At 44.6% G+C, this 18,787-nt stretch carries 16 protein-coding genes, 1 other RNA gene and 1 riboswitch; of the genes, 15 read left to right on the top strand and 2 right to left on the bottom strand.

What is annotated here, in order from left to right; all coding sequences use genetic code 11:
* The first annotated feature begins 340 nt into the window (after nt 1-340).
* The 8 genes from gpsB to EP58_RS11365 all read left to right on the top strand — a co-directional run bounded on the left by gpsB (nt 341) and on the right by EP58_RS11365 (nt 9,887).
* The gene (gene gpsB / locus EP58_RS11395; protein WP_036093514.1) at nt 341-673 is read left to right on the top strand and encodes a cell division regulator GpsB; all 333 of its coding nucleotides are present in this window, start codon (nt 341-343) and stop codon (nt 671-673) included.
* 22 nt (nt 674-695) lie between these two features.
* An RNA gene (gene rnpB, locus EP58_RS17250) (RNase P RNA component class B) lies at nt 696-1,080 on the top strand.
* A 170-nt stretch (nt 1,081-1,250) separates the two neighbouring features.
* A complete protein-coding gene (locus EP58_RS11390) occupies nt 1,251-2,390 on the top strand; it encodes a THUMP domain-containing class I SAM-dependent RNA methyltransferase (protein WP_036093755.1) in 1,140 nt (379 codons plus the stop codon).
* 18 nt (nt 2,391-2,408) lie between these two features.
* Nucleotides 2,409-3,929 (top strand): carboxypeptidase M32, encoded by a 1,521-nt coding sequence (locus EP58_RS11385; protein ID WP_036093513.1) that lies wholly within the window; start codon nt 2,409-2,411, stop codon nt 3,927-3,929.
* 95 nt (nt 3,930-4,024) lie between these two features.
* Nucleotides 4,025-4,126: riboswitch (purine riboswitch) on the top strand.
* A gap of 114 nt (nt 4,127-4,240) precedes the next feature.
* A complete protein-coding gene (locus tag EP58_RS11380; RefSeq protein ID WP_036093511.1) occupies nt 4,241-4,819 on the top strand; it encodes a xanthine phosphoribosyltransferase in 579 nt (192 codons plus the stop codon).
* Nucleotides 4,820-4,823: 4 nt separating this feature from the next.
* Complete coding sequence (locus tag EP58_RS11375) at nt 4,824-6,128, top strand: nucleobase:cation symporter-2 family protein (protein WP_036093510.1); 1,305 nt, start codon at nt 4,824-4,826, stop codon at nt 6,126-6,128.
* 66 nt (nt 6,129-6,194) lie between these two features.
* Complete coding sequence (locus tag EP58_RS11370) at nt 6,195-7,073, top strand: 5'-3' exonuclease (protein ID WP_036093508.1); 879 nt, start codon at nt 6,195-6,197, stop codon at nt 7,071-7,073.
* Between the two features lie 294 nt (nt 7,074-7,367).
* Nucleotides 7,368-9,887, top strand: a complete 2,520-nt coding sequence (locus EP58_RS11365) for an MSCRAMM family protein (RefSeq protein WP_036093507.1) — start codon at nt 7,368-7,370, stop codon at nt 9,885-9,887.
* A gap of 19 nt (nt 9,888-9,906) precedes the next feature.
* Here EP58_RS11365 and EP58_RS11360 read toward each other — a convergent pair whose 3' ends face one another.
* Entirely contained in the window at nt 9,907-10,305 is a 399-nt protein-coding gene (locus EP58_RS11360; RefSeq protein WP_077917905.1) for an RNase H family protein, read from the bottom strand.
* A gap of 510 nt (nt 10,306-10,815) precedes the next feature.
* Nucleotides 10,816-11,019 carry a cold-shock protein gene (locus tag EP58_RS11355; protein ID WP_036093504.1) on the bottom strand — a complete coding sequence of 68 codons (204 nt, stop codon included), beginning with the start codon at nt 11,017-11,019 and terminating at the stop codon, nt 10,816-10,818.
* A gap of 259 nt (nt 11,020-11,278) precedes the next feature.
* On the opposite strand from EP58_RS11355, the gene mntR reads away from it, so the two are divergent.
* The 7 genes from mntR (at nt 11,279) to EP58_RS11320 (ending at nt 18,739) form a co-directional block, all read left to right on the top strand.
* Nucleotides 11,279-11,707 carry a transcriptional regulator MntR gene (gene mntR, locus EP58_RS11350; protein ID WP_036078370.1) on the top strand — a complete coding sequence of 143 codons (429 nt, stop codon included), beginning with the start codon at nt 11,279-11,281 and terminating at the stop codon, nt 11,705-11,707.
* Between the two features lie 197 nt (nt 11,708-11,904).
* Nucleotides 11,905-13,584 (top strand): formate--tetrahydrofolate ligase, encoded by a 1,680-nt coding sequence (locus EP58_RS11345; protein WP_036093501.1) that lies wholly within the window; start codon nt 11,905-11,907, stop codon nt 13,582-13,584.
* A gap of 119 nt (nt 13,585-13,703) precedes the next feature.
* Complete coding sequence (locus EP58_RS11340) at nt 13,704-15,593, top strand: ABC-F family ATP-binding cassette domain-containing protein (protein WP_036093499.1); 1,890 nt, start codon at nt 13,704-13,706, stop codon at nt 15,591-15,593.
* Nucleotides 15,594-15,616: 23 nt separating this feature from the next.
* Nucleotides 15,617-16,561 carry a thymidylate synthase gene (locus EP58_RS11335; RefSeq protein ID WP_036093497.1) on the top strand — a complete coding sequence of 315 codons (945 nt, stop codon included), beginning with the start codon at nt 15,617-15,619 and terminating at the stop codon, nt 16,559-16,561.
* A gap of 11 nt (nt 16,562-16,572) precedes the next feature.
* Nucleotides 16,573-17,061 carry a dihydrofolate reductase gene (locus EP58_RS11330; protein WP_036093496.1) on the top strand — a complete coding sequence of 163 codons (489 nt, stop codon included), beginning with the start codon at nt 16,573-16,575 and terminating at the stop codon, nt 17,059-17,061.
* On the top strand, nt 17,061-17,354 hold the full coding sequence (locus EP58_RS11325; RefSeq protein WP_036093495.1) for a hypothetical protein: 294 nt from the start codon (nt 17,061-17,063) through the stop codon (nt 17,352-17,354). The genes EP58_RS11330 and EP58_RS11325 overlap by 1 nt, the downstream gene beginning before the upstream one ends.
* 140 nt (nt 17,355-17,494) lie before the next feature.
* The gene (locus EP58_RS11320) at nt 17,495-18,739 is read left to right on the top strand and encodes an MFS transporter (RefSeq protein WP_036093484.1); all 1,245 of its coding nucleotides are present in this window, start codon (nt 17,495-17,497) and stop codon (nt 18,737-18,739) included.
* The last annotated feature ends 48 nt before the right edge of the window (nt 18,740-18,787 follow it).

Genomic DNA, 18,787 nt, shown 5'->3' with positions numbered 1-18,787 from the left:
AAAGTAACGCTAGGTGATAAATATTTTTTGCGATATTTGATTCGTAGCTCCAACCCTCAGCTTGTCGGCAAATGCTTAGATTTTAGGCAAAAGCGAGTACCAACGTGGAGCATACTAGTGTATGTGAGCATTGGAACGGAACTTTTAACGACGAAGATGAGTGTTTTCCAGGATTCAGCGTGTCGGAAAATGCTTAGATTCTAGGCAAAAGCGAGTACCAACGTGGAGCATACTAGTGTATGTGAGCATTGGAACGGAACTTTTAACGACGAAGATGAGTATTTTCCGACACGCTGAAGCGACGTTAGCATACAGAAACTAGATATAGAGGTGAAGTTAAATGGCTTCTGAACAATTTGAATATAATTTGACTGGTAAAGAGATTTTAGAAAAAGAATTTAAAACAGGTCTTCGTGGTTATAATCCGGAAGATGTAGATGAATTTCTAGATAAAGTTATTAATGATTACAGTACTTTTTCACAAGAAATTGAGGCTCTACAACAAGAGAACTTGCGTCTTCGTTCTGAATTAGAGGATGCTCCGAAAGCAGTTGTGGCACCGAGTTTTCAACAAACAACGCAGCCTGCTGGAACGACGAATTTCGATATTCTAAAACGACTGAGCAATCTCGAAAAACATGTTTTTGGAAATAAGCTAGACGACAACCAATAAACGTGATAGAATGATTGAGGTAGCGTTTGGGTAATTGCTGTTTTCCCTATGAAAACAGAGGAAAGTCCATGCTCGCACGGTGCTGAAATTGCCCGTAGTGATCGTGCCTGGTGAAACAATAAGCCAGGGCACTCCGGATTACCGGTTTGACGGCAGGTGACGCACCTAAGTCTTCGGATAAGGTGTTCGAACCTTGAAAGTGCCACAGTGACGAAGTTTCATCAGAAATGGTGGAAGTGGAACGAGGTAAACCCCACGAGCGAGAAACCCAAATATTGGTAGGGGCACTTTTCCCGAGGAATAACAACGAGGGACGAGGTACATAGCTTCACCGCTATGTGCAGATAGATAATTACCGCTTTTGTGTGATCCTGTAATCACAGAAGTACAGAACATGGCTTACAAAACGCTATTTTCAGGATGAATTAAAAAAGTGAGGGCTGTTTCAAAGTCGGACGTATGGCGGATTTCTTATGCTAAGAGATGCCATAACTTAGTGCACCATGTGTGTGACTAGGAGCGTGTGCCTTTTGGAATGGCTCTTTTTTTAGATATTAATGAGGTGAGGATGGCGATTATGAGGGAATTTGAATTAGTAGCAACAGCTGCGGCTGGGCTCGAGGCGATTGTGGCAAAAGAGGTGCGTCGACTCGGCTATGAGTGTGAAGTTGATAATGGCAAAGTGTATTTTAAAGGGGACGAAATGGCGATTGCGAAGGCGAACTTATGGCTTCGTGTGGCGGATCGTGTGAAAATTGTTGTGGGGCGTTTTACTGCGACGACTTTTGATGATTTATTTGAGCAAACGAAGGCGCTACCATGGGAAGATTTGTTGCCTTTGGATGCTAATTTTCCGGTTGCTGGGAAATCGGTGAAATCGACATTGTTTAGTGTGCCGAATTGCCAAGCGATTACGAAAAAAGCGATTGTGAGCCGTTTGAGCGAGAAGTACCGCAGGCAGGGACGTTTGATGGAGTCGGGTGCTCTTTTTAAGTTGGAGGTTTCGATTTTAAAGGATGAAGTGACAATTACGCTTGATACGAGTGGTGCTGGTTTACATAAACGTGGTTATCGTGTTGGGCAAGGTGGTGCTCCATTGAAGGAAACGATGGCTGCGGCGCTTGTTTTGCTTACGAGTTGGCATCCGGATCGTCCGTTTTATGACCCGGTTTGTGGTTCTGGGACGATTCCGATTGAGGCGGCTTGGATTGGACGGAATATCGCGCCTGGTTTGCGTCGGGATTTTGTGTGTGAATCGTGGGATTGGATGTCTGCAGATATTTGGAAAGAGGCGCGTGCAGAGGCAGAAGCTGCGGCGAATCATGAGCAACCATTAGATATTACTGGGACGGATATTGACCACCGAATGATTGAGATTTCGGAGCAGAATGCGTTTGAGGCCGGACTGGAAGATGTGATTGAGTTCAAGCAGATGCAAGTGGCTGATTTTACGACGGAAAAAGAGTACGGTGTTATCGTTGCGAATCCGCCGTATGGGGAACGTTTGGAAGATGAGGAATCGGTTCGTGAACTGTATCGTGAAATGCGCGCGGTGTATCGCAATATGCCAACGTGGTCGGTGTATGTGTTGACGAGTTATGAAATGTTTGAGGAAGTGTATGCAAAACGAGCGACGAAGAAACGCAAACTATATAATGGGTATTTGCGGACGGATTTGTACCAATATTGGGGACCAAGACCGCCACGTAAAGATTAAAGAAAGCGGGGAATCAGGATGTCGGAGAGTTTACAAGAACTAGAACAGGAATTTTTGGATTATGTGAAGAAAATCAGTGCGTTTGAAGAGGCGCTTAGCTTAGTTTATTGGGATCTGCGAACTGGTGCACCGGAAAAAGGCGCGACGCAACGCTCGGAAGTGATTGGTACGCTGAGTGGTGAAATTTTCAAAATGAAGGTTTCGGAGGAAATGGCGGCTTTTATCGCGGGTCTTTGGGTAGAAAAAGCGGATTTGTCTGATGTGACGCGCCGATCGTTGGAAGCGTGCAAAAAAGAATACGATTTGAATAAAAAAATTCCGGCGAACGAATATGAGGCGTATACGAAATTGGTGGCGCAGGCTGAGACAGTTTGGACAACGGCACGTGCGAACAATGACTATGATTCATTTAAGCCTTATTTGGAGAAAATCATCGCGAGTAAGCGTCAATTTGTGGAGTATTGGGGATATCAGGACAATCCTTATGATACGTTGCTTGATCAATATGAACCGGGGATGACAGTGGCGGTATTGGACGATGTTTTCGCGAAGCTTCGAGAAGCGATTTTGATGCTGCGCAAAAAAGTAGAGGCCGCGAGTTACCAGCCTGATGGGACGTTGCTGCATAAACGGGTGTCAAAAGCGAAACAAAAAGAATTTAGCGAGCGTATTTTGACGAAAATGGGCTTTGATTTTGAGGCTGGGCGCTTGGATGATACGGTTCATCCATTTGCGACGGGGCTCAATATTGGGGATGTGCGGATTACAACGCGTTACGATGAAGCGAATTTTAAAATGGCGGTATTTGGGATTATTCACGAAGGTGGGCACGCGATTTATGAGCAGAATATCAGTCCGAAACTGGTTGGGACGCCGCTTGCGAATGGTGCTTCCATGGGGATTCATGAGTCGCAGTCGCTATTTTATGAGATTATCCTAGGTTCGAGTTTTGAATTTTGGCAGAGTAATTATAAGGATTTCCAAGAGATTACGGCGCCTGCGTTTGATGATGTTTCAGTTGAGGAATTTTATCGTGCGGTGAATCTTTCGGAGAGTTCGTTGATTCGGATTGAGGCGGACACGTTGACGTACCCGCTGCATATCATGATTCGTTATGAGCTTGAAAAGGCGATTATGAACGGCGAAATTGGTGTGGATGAGTTGCGTGATGCGTGGAATGATAAATATGAAGCGTATTTAGGTGTTCGTCCAGAATCGGATGCGGATGGTATTTTGCAGGATATTCACTGGTCTGGCGGCGATTTCGGATACTTCCCGTCGTACGCGCTCGGTTATATGTATGCGGCGCAACTGTTTGCCACGCTTTCTAAGGAGATTCCAAATGTGTCGGAAATTCTGGCGAGCGATGATTATTCGTCGATTCGCGAATGGTTGACGGAGCATGTGCATCAGTACGGAATGCTGAAAAAACCGCTGGAAATTTTAAAGGATACGACTGGTGAAGGCTTAAATCCGGATTACTTGATTCAGCTTCTAAATGACCGCTACGATTTTATTTACAAATTAAATGAGGCGTGAAAAGCGTTTTCATCTAAAAATAAGGTTGACCCAGGATTTGTTGAAGGCTATAATAATGGAATAACTAGATTATATGGCGGTTTCAGAGCTCCTGCTTTGTACCACGAAAGATCACTTATATAAAGGCTGTGATATGGACAGCAAGTTTCTACCCAGTTACCGTAAATGACTGGACTATGAGTGAGAGTAACGTTTTATAAGGAAGGTGGCGACTGTTGCTGCCTTTTTACGTCTACTTCTCATTATTAGTATGAGTGGTGGGCGTTTTTTTAGTTCCCGCGCTCTTTAAATTAGAGAGGGGTCATCAAGCTGTGAAATTATTAGAAGAACATATCAAAAATCGAGGTACGGTGCTGCCTGGTAACGTATTGAAAGTCGATTCTTTTTTGAATCATCAAATTGATCCTGTGTTAATGCAGGCGGTCGGAAAAGAATTCGCGAATCGGTTTGCGAACCTAGGTATTACAAAAATAGTGACGATTGAGTCTTCGGGCATCGCACCAGCAGTTTTTGCGGGGCTTGAGTTAGGGGTTCCCGTTGTTTTTGCAAGGAAGAAGAAATCATTGACGTTAACGGAAAATCTATATACAAGTAGCGTTTATTCCTTCACGAAACAAGAGACGAACGATATCTCGGTATCAAAAAATTTCTTAGGTAAGGCGGATAAAATTCTGCTGATCGATGATTTTTTGGCGAATGGGCAGGCTGTTCTTGGTTTGTTGGAAGTGGCAGAACAGGCGGAAGCGGAAGTCGTCGGGATTGGTATCGTGATTGAAAAGTCGTTCCAGCAAGGCCGAGCATTACTTGAAAAAACGGGTTATCCGATTTATTCCTTAGCGCGGATTGCCTCTTTAGAAAATGAGCAAATTCGTTTTGTGAAGGGGGAGTAACGCGATGTTAGGAAAAGGGAGAATTGCGGCACTTGGTTTTCAACATGTATTAGCGATGTATGCGGGAGCGGTTATTGTGCCGCTTTTGATTGGTGGTGCGCTTGGCTTTACGAGTGCGCAGATGACTTATTTGGTTTCGATTGATATTTTTATGTGCGGGATTGCGACGCTTTTGCAGTTAACGATGAATCGCTTTTTTGGCATTGGATTGCCGGTTGTTTTGGGCTGTGCGGTTCAAGCGATTGCGCCGATTATTTTGATTGGTGAGCAGTATGGGATAGGTGCGATTTACGGATCGATTATTGTTTCAGGGATTTTTGTTGTCCTGATTGCGCCGTTTTTCTCGATGGTTGTGCGATTCTTTCCGCCGGTTGTGACGGGATCGGTTGTCACAATTATCGGGTTGACGCTGATTCCGGTGGCGATTAATAATTTGGCTGGTGGACAAGGTGCGGCGGATTTTGGGTCTCTTTATAACCTGGGACTTGGATTTGGGACGCTTTTCGTGATTATTTTAGTGTATCGTTTTGGACGTGGCTTTAGTAAGGCGATTGCGGTGTTGATTGGACTCGTTGCTGGATCGGTGTTCGCGGCTATTTATCGCGGTATTTCGATGCAACCTGTTGTGGATGCGCCGATGTTTCATGTGCCTACGCCGTTTTATTTTGGGATGCCGACGTTTAACTGGGCGGCGATTTTGACGATGATATTGATCGCGCTCGTGAGTATGGTCGAATCGACGGGTGTTTATTTTGCGCTTTCTGATATTACGAAGCGAAAATTGGAAAAATCGGATTTGACAAAAGGATATCGGGCAGAGGGCTTGGCGATTGTGTTAGGCGGTATTTTTAATACGTTTCCATACACGGCTTATTCACAAAATGTTGGTTTAGTGCAGTTGTCGGGCATTAAAACGCGAAAAGTGATCTACGTGACGGCGGGGATTTTGATTGTGCTAGGCTTGTTGCCAAAAGTGGGCGCGATTACGACGATTATTCCGACGCCGGTGCTTGGTGGGGCGATGGTTGCGATGTTTGGTATGGTTGTCGCGCAAGGGATTAAGATGCTTGGCAAGGTTAATTTTACGTCACAGGAGAATTTGTTGATTATCGCTTGTTCGGTCGGTGTCGGGCTTGGCGTGACGGTTGTTCCGGATCTTTTCAAAGTGTTGCCGGACTTTATTCAATTGTTTACGAGCAATGGGATTGTGGCTGGAAGTATCACGGCGATTGTTTTGAATATTATTTTTAACATCATTCCGCATCGTAAGGAAAAAGATATAACTGAACCTGCGCGTGTTGATTTGTAGCGTTCGTTCACCGGGGATTTCTATGGTATAATAAGGACTTACATAGAAAATCTAGGGGGAACGAAAATGACGAATCAAAAAGATAATTTATTAGTCGTGGACGGCATGGCTTTATTATTCCGTGCTTTTTTTGCGACGGCGGTTTCGAAGCAATTCATGGTCAATCAACACGGTGTACCGACGAATGGTGTGCAAGGATTTATGAAGCATCTCTTTGCGGCGATCGATCAAAATAACCCGACGCACACGCTTATTTGTTGGGATATGGGTTCGCAGACGTTTCGCAATGAGCTTTACAGCGGATATAAGGCGGAGCGTAAAGCGCCACCGGAAGAGTTGATGCCACAATTCGATTTAGTGAAGGAAGTCGCGGCTTCGTTTGGCTTTATTAACGTTGGTGTGCCTGGTTTTGAGGCGGATGATTGTATTGGTACGGTGACGGTGAAAATGGCTGGAACGGGTATCGATACGACGATTTTGAGCGGGGATAAAGATTTATTGCAGCTTATTGCGCCAACGAATGATGTATGGATTTTGCAAAAAGGATACGGGAATTATAAGCAGTATAATGAGGCGGCTTTTGTTGAGGAGTGGGGCATTACGCCGACGCAGTTTATTGATGTGAAGGCGTTGATGGGCGATACGAGCGATGGTTATCCAGGCGTTCGTGGCATCGGTGAGAAGACCGCCTTAAAATTGATTCAGCAATATGAGACAATTGATGGTATTTTAGCACATGTGGATGAGTTAAAACCTGGGCAGCAGATGAAATTGAAAGAAGACTTGGAGATGCTGCGCTTATCTAGGCAGTTAGCCGAGATTCATACGAGTGTACCGTTAGAGTTTGATATCGCGCAGTGTGTGTATCGCGGCTTATTACCAGAAGCCATCGATGTTGTAGAAAAGTATGGGTTGAAATCTTTACGACGAGATATTATGTTATAAAAAGTAGACGCCTTGCAGAGATGCAAGGTTTTTTTGTAGTAAATCCAGCATAATACGAAGCTGTTTCAAGATGCAATAAATTTTAACATTTTTTGTGTCAAAACGTAAAAAAACGGACTAGGAAAAAGAATTTGCCTATGATAGACTAAATAGCGAAACCAGCTAGATGGAAAAGGAGGAACATCGATGAAATGAGAGGATAAATTCTTGAAGGGGTGATTTTCTTTCAGCAGGACAGATTATTGTTACAATTTTCTTTCTAAATAATATATAATACTTAAGAGGAGATGCGAGATGAAAAAATTTATATATGTTATGGCGATTATTTTGATTGCAAGTAGCGTTTTATTAGGTGCAACAACGAAGGCTGATACTTCTGTAACAAAGGTAGGCGCTAGTAATGGGAAATTTAAATTAAGCATGCAAGTACATGACAATCCGATTGTCAGCTCGGGAAAAGTAACAATGAATTTTACGCTGGATGCTTCGGCAGACGCGATTGTAGATGAAAATGGGTTGATTGAAGTCAGTATTCCAAAAGAGATTTATTCGGCAGGGAATTTGACGGAATTAAATAGTGATGCTTTTACGTATGACCATACAGATAAAACGACAGATCCGACGCATATTTTGATTTATGTGAAGCCGGATGCTAGTTTCAATGTCGGCAAGGCTTGGTCGGCTTCCTTTTCGATATCTTTCCAAGCCGTGTTAATGCGCGCGGATACGACGGTTTCTCCAGATCCAATTTTTAAAGCAACATACGCTGGGCAAGAGGTCGTACAAACGTTACAAATACAGCCACAGCAAATTGGGACGCCGACGCTTTTTGAGAAGTGGTGGCATTCAAGTGTTGATAAAGATGGGATAAGCCTTCTTGACCCTGTGGAATCGCAATATAATGTGTTCCAATTAGCGCTGAATATTTATAAGAATGTAGAACTAAATAATGTCACTATCACAGATACCATGCCAGATGGGCTTCAAGTCAATCCTAATCCTGCGCTGACCTCAGGTGTTGACGCGACGGATAAATCTATGGTGGACGGGATTCGTATTATTAAGTATGATTCGAACGGAAATCGTACCTATGTGACATCAAAATATGCAAATGATATTCAATTTGATGCGGCATCGCAAAAGTTAACGGTACATTTCGATCATATTGCAAAAGATGATATGTTTCTTATCGAGTATAAAGTAAGTGTGACGCACATTTATGACACTTACTTGAATACAGCGACGATGACGAGTAATGAATTTACGAAATCTAGTAGTAGCACCTTGCGCATTGATGGCGATGCGAATTTTAACAAAGTCTTGAAAAAAGAGGTCGACAAGAAAATAGTGACGGTGAACGACAAGAATCTGCAGTACACCTTGACTTTGAATGCGATTACCGGAACAATCAAGGCAGGCCAAACGTTTGTCGATAAGTTAGATAGCCGACTTACGTACAAAAATATAGTGGATGATGCAGATGGCACGCTCGATATTCAGGAAAATAACAACACGTTGACTATTACGGTGAAGAAAGATATTCCTATTGGCGAGGGCAGAACACTTGCTTTTAACGTCGATCCAAGCAAACTTGCGACCGGAGATTCTGTACCAAATAGTGCTTCGATTATGCTACAAGGTGAGTATTACGATTCTAATGTTGTGCAAACGAAGAAAATCAGTGGGGAAATCGTGTTGAATAAAGTGGACAAAGATGATGCGACAAAAGTTTTATCTGGCGCGGAGTTTAAACTTGTCAATAGCGGCGGGAAAACATTGCATACAGGAGCAACGAACACCGATGGGAAATTAGCTTTGCACGGCTTGGCACCTGGGGATTATCAGTTGGTGGAGACGCAAGCACCAGACGGTTATAAACTGGATGCGACGCCTATTCCATTCACAGTGACGGAGAGTTCTTACCAAACGATTGCTTTATGGGCTAAAAATGAGAAATTAATTCGAGGTAAACTTGTCGTTCAAAAAGTAGACGAGGAAACCGGAGCAAAACTTTCAGGGGCTGCGTTCCAATTGGCTTCAAAAGAGGATCCGAGTGTGACATTAACTGGGACGACCGATCAGGATGGAAATCTGATTTTTGCGGATGTCATTCCTGGCACGTACACATTGACTGAAACGGCGGCTCCAGCGGGCTATCTACTTTCTAGCGAGAAGAAAGAAATTACTTTTTCAAGCACAGAAAGTCAGGAAGTTACAGTGACTGTGCCGAACAAGGCGATGACTGGTTCAGTTATTCTGACAAAACGAGATAAGGAAACGAAGGATGTATTAGAGGGAGCAAAGTTCACCCTGAGGCGAGCAGATGGGCTTGTTATTCAAACAGGACTTAAAACGGATGCATCTGGAAAAATCATCGTGTCGAATTTATTGCCAGGGGACTATCACTTCATCGAAACATCAGCTCCAGATGGCTATGAGTTAGACGTAGAGCCTGTCGCGTTCCAAATCGTGTTTGCAAATACAGACAGTGTGGAAGTCGAGAAACTGAATCAAAAGAAAGCGAAACAGATTATCGTGCCACCAGTTGATCCACCAGTAACGCCGCCAAATAACGGAGGAAATCCACCGAAGCAGCCAGAAAATACGCCAGAACCACCAAAAAACAACGAGCCGCCATCAAAAGTAATCAAGGTGCCAGCAACTCCGGCCAAACCTGAGACAGAAAAGCCAACGACACCTGCTACTTCACCAAGAAAACTACCAAGCACTGGCGACACGACAAAAGGCGATGTTGCTATGGTTCTTTCGGGCTTAGTACTTTGCTTATGGGCGTTTCGCAAGAGCAATAAATAATTTGATTCATAGGAAATGATTAGAGCGACTTCTTCTTACTCTTCTGGATAGCTTGGCGTGCCAAATCATCCGCTTTCTTGTTAGAAGCGCTGGGAATCCACTGAATGAAGAAGAGGTCGATCGAGTCTATCAGCTGAAGGATTGTATCTAAATGTGGCTGAAATAGAGGATTTTTTGCATAGCGTTTTTCAATTGCATCGATGGCGACTTTTGAATCGGAGTAGAGGCGAATAAAAGTTGGATTATAAGGAATAGCTTTTGTGAGTGCGGTTTTGATAGCGATAAATTCTACCTCATGATTGCTCAAAATGCCGAGCGGAATACTTATTTGTTCATGGGTGCCATCTGCTGTAATCACGATACCAATACCACTTGGCCCCGGATTACCAGCACTGGCACCATCCACATAAATTTCCAAAATATGACCTCCTATATGTATAAAATACCGAGATATAACGCAAAGTAAGATGGAGCCTCGAACTTGTCATTCCCGGGTAGGCTCTAAATTCTGCTTTACACAAATCGAGCGAAAGCGTTTGTATTCCATAAGTTTGGCGGAGCGAGGATGACAAACTCATTCCATTCCTTTGCATATTGAGGTTCTAATTCGCTTTGCTTCAAAGAACCACAACAAAGCGGAGCATGCTGGTGTATGTGATGACTGAAAGCAGGGAGAGGGTAGTTTCCTCGACCATGCAAGAAGTTAAGCGAAACGGCTCTTGTGTAGCAGAACCGCAAAGATGTTCCGCATCCTTGTTCTAAATAATGAAGGACCGCCTATCCGCGATGCTTATAGGCATAACTCATTTCGAACAGCCGGGAAGGATTACATGCTCGCTTTGCTCTCATGCATATTGGGGCTGTAACTCATTTCATTTCGAACAGCCCCAACAATACGAGCGCTTGTCGCCGATTCATTGGCGTATGCTCAACCCAATTTCTTTACGTTTGTGGCTTGGGGGCCGCGATTGCCTTCCACAACTTCAAAGGTAACGCTTTGTCCTTCGTCGAGTGTTTTGTAGCCGTCTCCTTGGATTGCGGTGAAGTGGATGAAGATGTCCTCGCCGTTTTCGATCTCTAGAAAACCATAACCTTTTTCATTGCTGAACCATTTTACTTTTCCATTTTGCATCGAATGAATTCCTCCTAAGTTTGGTCAAATGGCTAGTGAGAGAAACTAGAGTAGACCTTTTTTCATACGGCAAGGGGTGGAGACAAGCGAGTATGATACGTTAATAATAAACCTGTGGCTGTGGCTACGTCAAGTTGTTTCTAAAGCGTTTACATTGATTTGCTTTTTTTCATAAAATTGAACCCTTTGGAGAGGCGAATTCTGGCAGGGTATGTTAGAATGGAGAGGTGAAAGAAATCAAGGTTGGAGGAAAATGAAAATGCCAACACCAAGCATGGAAGACTATATCGAGAAAATCTATTCATTGATTGAATCCAAAGGTTATGCTCGAGTATCAGATATTGCGGAGGAGCTTTTAGTGCATCCGTCTTCTGTTACAAAAATGGTTCAGAAACTGGATAAGGATGAATATCTGGTTTATGAGAAATATCGTGGCTTAATTTTAACGCCAAAGGGGAAAACGATTGGGAAACGATTGCTGGAACGGCACGCGTTGCTTGAGAATTTTCTTGGGATTATTGGTGTGGAAGAGGCGCGCATTTATGAAGATGTGGAAGGAATTGAGCATCATTTGAGCTGGAACTCGATTAACCGAATTGGGGATGTCGTCCAGTTCTTTGAAGAAAACCCGGATGCCCTTGCTAAACTTCAAGGAATGCAGCATGTGTCGCGATATCCAGAAGATTAATTTTTTGAAAAGATTTCCTGTCAGTGCTAATGGCTTTTACGCGCAATTTTTGTAGAAGGCTCAAGACTAGTACTAAGCCGGTTTATTTCCGGTGCAACAAAAAGAAAGCCGTTACATTGTGTGTTGGCAAGTATTTGTCGGTGTGCAAGGCATTTTCAGGGATTTTTTAATAGTTACATATTGAGAGGGGAATTTAAATGGCAAACAAAGTAAAGTCTGACATTGAAATCGCATCCGTAGCAGAAATCAAACCAATCACAGAGGTTGCAGAGGCAATTGGATTAAGTGTAGAGGAATTGGAGTTGTTCGGTAAGTACAAGGCGAAACTGAGCTATGATACGATTCACTCGCTTGTGAACAAAGAGGATGGCAAGCTGGTACTGGTGACGGCAATCAATCCAACACCTGCTGGCGAGGGTAAATCGACGGTGACGGTTGGATTAGGGGACGCTCTCGCGAAAAAGAAAAAAACAATGATTGCGCTTCGTGAACCATCGCTTGGCCCAACAATGGGTATTAAGGGTGGCGCAACTGGTGGCGGTTATGCACAGGTTATTCCGATGGAGGACATTAATCTTCATTTTACTGGTGATTTTCATGCGATAACGGCGGCAAATAATGCGTTGTCGGCGTTTATCGATAATCATATGCAGCAAGGAAACGAGCTAAGAATTGATCAACGTCGCATCGTTTGGAAACGCGTGGTTGACTTGAATGATCGGGCGTTGCGCAAAGTCATTGTTGGGCTTGGTGGACCGATTCAAGGTGTGCCGCGCGAAGATGGTTTTGACATTACGGTGGCATCTGAAATTATGGCGATTATTTGCTTGGCGAGTGATTTGAAGGACTTGAAACATCGCTTGAGTGAGATCGTGATTGGCTATAATTATGATCGTGAGCCTGTGACGGTTGGTGAAATGGGCTATGAGGGGGCGCTGACATTATTATTGAAGGAAGCGCTTAAACCGAACTTGGTACAGACCTTAGAGCACACGCCGGCGATTGTGCATGGTGGACCTTTTGCGAATATTGCACATGGTTGTAACAGTATTTCGGCGACAAAAACGGCGCTTAAATTAGCGGATTATGTCGTGACGGAGGCTGGTTTTGGTGCGGATCTTGGTGCGGAGAAATTCCTTGATATTAAAGTACCAGCGCTTGATAAAGCTCCGGATTGTGTCGTGATTGTAGCGACGATTCGTGCGCTTAAGATGCATGGCGGTGTTGCGAAAACGGAACTTGGTGAGGAAAATGTGAAGGCGTTGATTAAAGGTTTTGCGAACTTGCAAAAACATGTGGATACGGTGACGCAATTTGGACTTCCTTATGTTATCGCGATTAATAAATTTATCACGGATACAGATGCGGAAGTGGCACAACTGGAAGCGCTTTGTAAAGAATATGATATCCCGTTCTCCTTGACGGAAGTTTGGGAAAAAGGCGGTGCTGGTGGCGCTGAACTTGCGGATAAAGTCATCGAAGCGGTGGAAAGTGGCAAAGCGAACTACACGCGGATGTACGATGATGCGGATTCGATGGAAGAGAAATTAAACGCGATCGTTACAAAAGTTTACGGTGGACGTGGCGTGGAACTTTCGAGCAAGGCGCAAAAGCAAATCGCGGAGTTCAAGAAATATGGCTGGGATCGCTATCCAATTTGTATGGCAAAAACGCAGTATTCCTTGACGGATGATCCGACGATGCTTGGTCGCCCAACGGATTTCGTGATTCATATTCGTGAGTTTATTCCGAAACTTGGTGCAGGATTTGTCGTTGCTTTGACGGGTGACGTGATGACGATGCCAGGACTTCCGAAGAAACCGGCGGCGCTCAATATGGACGTCGATGAAAAAGGAAACGCGATGGGATTGTTCTAATTTTATAGGTGAGAAGGAGCTGGGAATCTGAATGTGGATTTCCCAGCTTTTTTGTTGGTTGCTTAGTTGCCGAAACTTCGCTAAAATAGAAGAGACATATACGGAATGGATGGGAAGTAATGAAACAATTAAAAGTAGAAAATTTGACGAAGACATACGGCGAGAAAAGCCTTTTTGAAGATGTGACGTTTGCGATTACGGAAGGGGAGCGTATCGGGGTTATCGGTGTGAATGGTACTGGTAAATCGACGCTGCTTTCGATTATTGCTGGGATGGAAGAAGGCGATAAGGGCGCGATTACGAAGGCGAAGGATTACACGATTGGTTTCTTGGCGCAGGATCCAGTTTTGACGGACGAGCATACGGTACTGGAGGAAGTTTTCCAAGGGGAGACGCGGGCGCTTCAGGCGGTTAGGAAGTATGAGCAGGTGCTGCTTGAGATGGCGATTGATCCGGATGATACGAAGCTGCATGACCGTTTTACGGAGGCCCAGCACGCGATGGATGCGACGAATGCGTGGGATGTGAACACGGATGCGAAAACGATTTTAGATCGCTTAGGGATTACGGATTTGACGGCAAAAGTTGGTTCGCTATCTGGTGGGCAACGCAAGCGTGTAGGTCTTGCAAAAGTGATGATTGAAACGCCGGATTTGCTAATTTTGGATGAGCCTACCAACCATCTTGATTTTACGTCGATTCGGTTCTTGGAGGATTATTTGAATCGGTTCCGTGGTGCGGTTTTACTTGTGACGCATGATCGGTATTTCTTGGATCGCGTGACGAATCATATGCTGGAAATTGATCGAGGTACGGCATACCGCTACGTCGGGAACTACGAGAAATTTATGGAGTCGAAGGCGATTCGGATGGAAAATGAAATGCGTGAAGGCGAGAAGAATCGCAACTTGTATCGCAAAGAGCTTGCTTGGATGCGTCGCGGTGCGAAAGCTCGTTCTACGAAGCAAAAAGCACGTCAAGATCGCTTCTCGGATTTAGAGGGGAAAGTGAAATCGAAGACGGACGATACGGAATTGCAGCTTGATTTTGCGACGTCGCGGCTCGGTAAACAAGTATTTACGCTCGAAAATGTGGATAAGCGTTTTGCGGAGAAGCATGTTTTGCAGGACTTCAGCTTGATTATTCAGCCTGGGGAACGCATCGGGATTACTGGGAATAACGGGACTGGGAAATCGACATTGCTCAATATGTTGGCTGGTCGCGTGACGCCTGATGCTGGTGAAATTTCAACGGGGCAGACGGTTCGAATTGGTTATTATACGCAGCAAAATGAAGAAATGGACCCGGATCAGCGGATGATTGCATACTTGCAAGAAGCGAGTGAAGTCGTGAAAACATCGGACGGCGAAGTTGTGTCGGTTTCCAATATGTTGGAACGTTTTTTGTTTCCGCCAATTACGCACGGGAAGAAAATCGGTAGTTTATCGGGAGGCGAGAAGCGTCGTCTGTTCTTGTTGAAAATTTTGATGGAGCGCCCGAATGTACTCTTGCTGGATGAGCCGACGAATGACTTGGATACGCAGACGCTCACGGTTTTAGAGGATTATTTGGAGACGTTTAATGGAACGGTTATTACGGTCAGCCATGATCGCTACTTTTTGGATAAAATTGCTCGGAAACTGCTCGTGTTCACGGGAATTGGCCAAATTGAGACGTATTTGGGCGAGTATAGTGATTTCTTGACGGATTATGAGTCGCGCAAAGGAAAATCGAAAATGTTTGCGATGGAGCCGGAGAAGGAAGTTGTTGTGGAGGAGAAGCCAAAAGCGAAGGTCAAGCATACGTTTGAAGAGAAGCGTGAGTGGGCGGAAATTGAAGGTTTGATTGAGGCGCAAGAGGCTAAAATGACGAGGATTAACGCGGATTTGGAAACGGTTGGTTCGGACTTTACGAAGGCGAATGAGCTTAATAGCGCGCTTTTAGAGGCGGAAACAGAGCTGGAACGTTTGATGGAGCGCTGGGAATATTTGTCGCAGTTTGCTGATTAAGTGAGAAGTGGGGGCATGAATGGATGAAGCAATATTTGGAGTTGGAGCGGTTTGTGTTGGAGAATGGTACGCAAAAAGGGGACCGGACGGGGACGGGGACGATTAGTACGTTCGGTTACCAAATGCGCTATGATTTGGCGGAAGGTTTCCCAATCATGACGACGAAACGTGTTCCTTTTAAATTGGTGGTCAGTGAATTGTTGTGGTTTTTGCATGGGGATACGAATATTCGTTACCTTTTGGAGCATAATAATAATATTTGGAATGAATGGGCGTTTGAGCGTTGGGTGAAGAGCCCGGATTATGCGGGGCCGGACATGACGGATTTTGGTTTGCGTGCGGAATCTGATGCGGCGTTTCAGGCGGTTTATTTGGAGGAGATGGCGAGCTTTAAGGCGCGGATTTTGGCGGATGATGCTTTTGCGGCGCAGTACGGTGAGCTTGGTAATATTTACGGGAAGCAGTGGCGGGAATGGCGGACGTCGACTGGTGAAACGATTGATCAGTTGGCAGATTTGATTGCGATGATTAAGACGAATCCGAATTCGCGACGCCTGATTGTGTCGGCTTGGAACCCAGAGGATGTGCCGAGTATGGCGTTACCGCCGTGTCATACGCTGTTTCAATTTTATGTGGCGGATGGGAAACTTAGTTGTCAGTTGTACCAACGAAGTGCGGATATTTTTCTGGGCGTGCCGTTTAACATTGCTTCGTACGCGCTTTTGACGCATTTGATTGCACGGGAAACGGGTCTTGACGTTGGTGAGTTTGTGCATACGATGGGAGACGCGCACCTTTATAATAACCATATTGAGCAGGTGAAGGAGCAGCTATCACGTGAACCGCGTGCGTTGCCAAAGCTTGTTTTATCGGATAAACCGGCATCGATTTTTGAGTTTGATGTAGCGGATGTGACGCTTGAGGGCTATGATCCGCATCCGGCGATTAAAGCGCCGATTTCAGTTTGAGGAGGACGACGATGTTAACGTTTATTTGGGCGCAGGACAAGGATGGCTACATTGGCAAGGACAATACGATGCCGTGGCGCTTGCCTGCTGATTTGCAGCATTTTAAGAAGGAAACGAACGGCCACACGATTGTGATGGGGCGTAAAACGTACGAATCGATTGGAAAAGCTTTGCCCAATCGGGAAACCATCGTTTTGACGCGTGATCAGAGCTATTCATTACCTGACGCAAAAGTGGTGCATTCGAAAGAGGCGGTACTGGAATTGGCAGCTGGAAAAACGGTGTTCATTACTGGTGGCGCGGAAATTTATCAGCTGTTTTTAGAAGATGCGGACGCTCTCATTGTGACGCATGTGGAAGCCAATTGCGGTGGGGATACACGTTTTCCGGTGATTCAGTGGTCTGATTGGAAGTTGACGAAGCGTGTGGACGGTGTTCGGGATACTAAAAATGAGCTTGATTTTTGGTACGGATGGTATGAAAAAATAGAGGTTGAGTAATGGATACGATGAAGGCAATGCGATTTAGATTTCACGTGCTAGGTTATTTTTTAGTGACCTTATTATTCGTGGGTGCAGGTCTAATGCTAGGAGCGAGCGGCGCGTCGGAGAGTAGTGTCGCGACGCTGTTCTCGTTTGCTAAATACATGGTACTGAGTTTGGTGGTCGGTGTCATTGGGATTTGGCGTGCGAAAGAGCTGGGCTCGCGTCTGTTTTTCATCTGGCTAGTCGTGGTTCCGGTAGCGTATGTTTTATTTTTGATAATGGTCGTGATAACAAGGGCTCACTCGTAGCTCTTGTTTATTTCGGCTAACGCGTTTGTAAACCTTGTTCAAAATGAATAATTACAAGTATCTAGCCCTATGCTAAATTATAAGAATATATCGAAAACATGAGATTGTTCCTATAATTGAAAAGTGGGTGATTTGTAACAATGTTTTTTAAAAATGCAAAATGGCGAGCTAGTGGCACAGTGTTGGTTTTATTATGGTTTTGTTGGTTGTTATCGTTTTTAGATCGGATGGTCATAACGGTGGCTTTACCTTACATAGCGGAGGATTTTGAGTTGACATCCACGCATCAGGGGCTAATTATTAGTACCTTTTTTATGGGTTATGCGCTGTTCCAGATTCCAGGTGGAATGCTTGCGGACCGGTTTGGCTTTCGTAAAATGACGAGTATTGCAGTTGGCTTTTGGTCGCTATTCACGATGCTGACAGGGGTTATTTTTTATTATCCTCTATTTTTAGGGGTTCGGTTTTTCTTCGGGCTTGGTGAGGCGCCACTTCCTGGATCTTCTTATAAAGCGATTGCGACTTATTATCCAAAACGGCTTCGTGGCCGCATGACGAGTATTCAATCGACGGTCAACACGTTGGGGCCGGCTTTTGCGAGTGTGCTAGCGGCTTATTTTATTAGTGTTTTTGGTTGGCGGCATTTATTTATTTTTCTAGCGATTCCGGGTTTTGTTGTGGCATTCTTGTTTTACCGATTGGTGCGGGATAATCCGAAAGATAACCCACGAATGAGCGCAGAGGCGTTGCAGGAGCTAGAGGAAGATGAGCCGACCGTGAATGTGACAAAGCCAAAAGCGAAGATGTCGACGATTTTCAAAAATAGTTTGGTCTGGAAAGCGGGACTCGTTTGGTTTTTCTTTGATCTTACTTTTTGGGGCTTCACTTCTTGGTTGCCGTCTTATTTGATGAATGAGCGGAACTTGAGTTTGCAGGCGACGGGGTTTTATAATGCGCTGCCGTATCTTGTTGGAACGGTTGCGATGCTTCTTGGTGGGGCAATGTCGGACCGATTTAAAGAACAGCGCCGGTTTATTTTTGCGATTTCGATATTGGTTGCAGCGGTTTCGTTATTTTTCATTATTAAAGTGCCTTCCATCGAGTTAGCGCTTGTACTACAATGTGTGACGGCGTGGTTCCTATTTTTATCGCAGGGTATCTTTTGGGGAATTGTCGTCGATATTTTGCCAACAGATCAGATGGCGACGGGGTCATCGGTGGTGAACTGCTTAGGCTCAATTGCAGGAATTGTATCACCTATTTTCATCGGGAAATTACTCGATATTTCAGGAGGTTCTTACGCGACAACTTTTACGTACTTGGCGATTTGTCTCGTGTTAGCAGGATTGATTGTACCGACATTAAAAACCCAGAAAACAATATAAAAATGGCGTTAAGTCAAGGTTTGGGTCCTTGATTTAACGCCATTTTCA

Source organism: Paenilisteria newyorkensis (assembly GCF_000766145.1).
GTDB lineage: Bacteria > Bacillota > Bacilli > Lactobacillales > Listeriaceae > Listeria_A > Listeria_A newyorkensis.
This window is presented reverse-complemented; position numbering and strand designations above follow the sequence as displayed.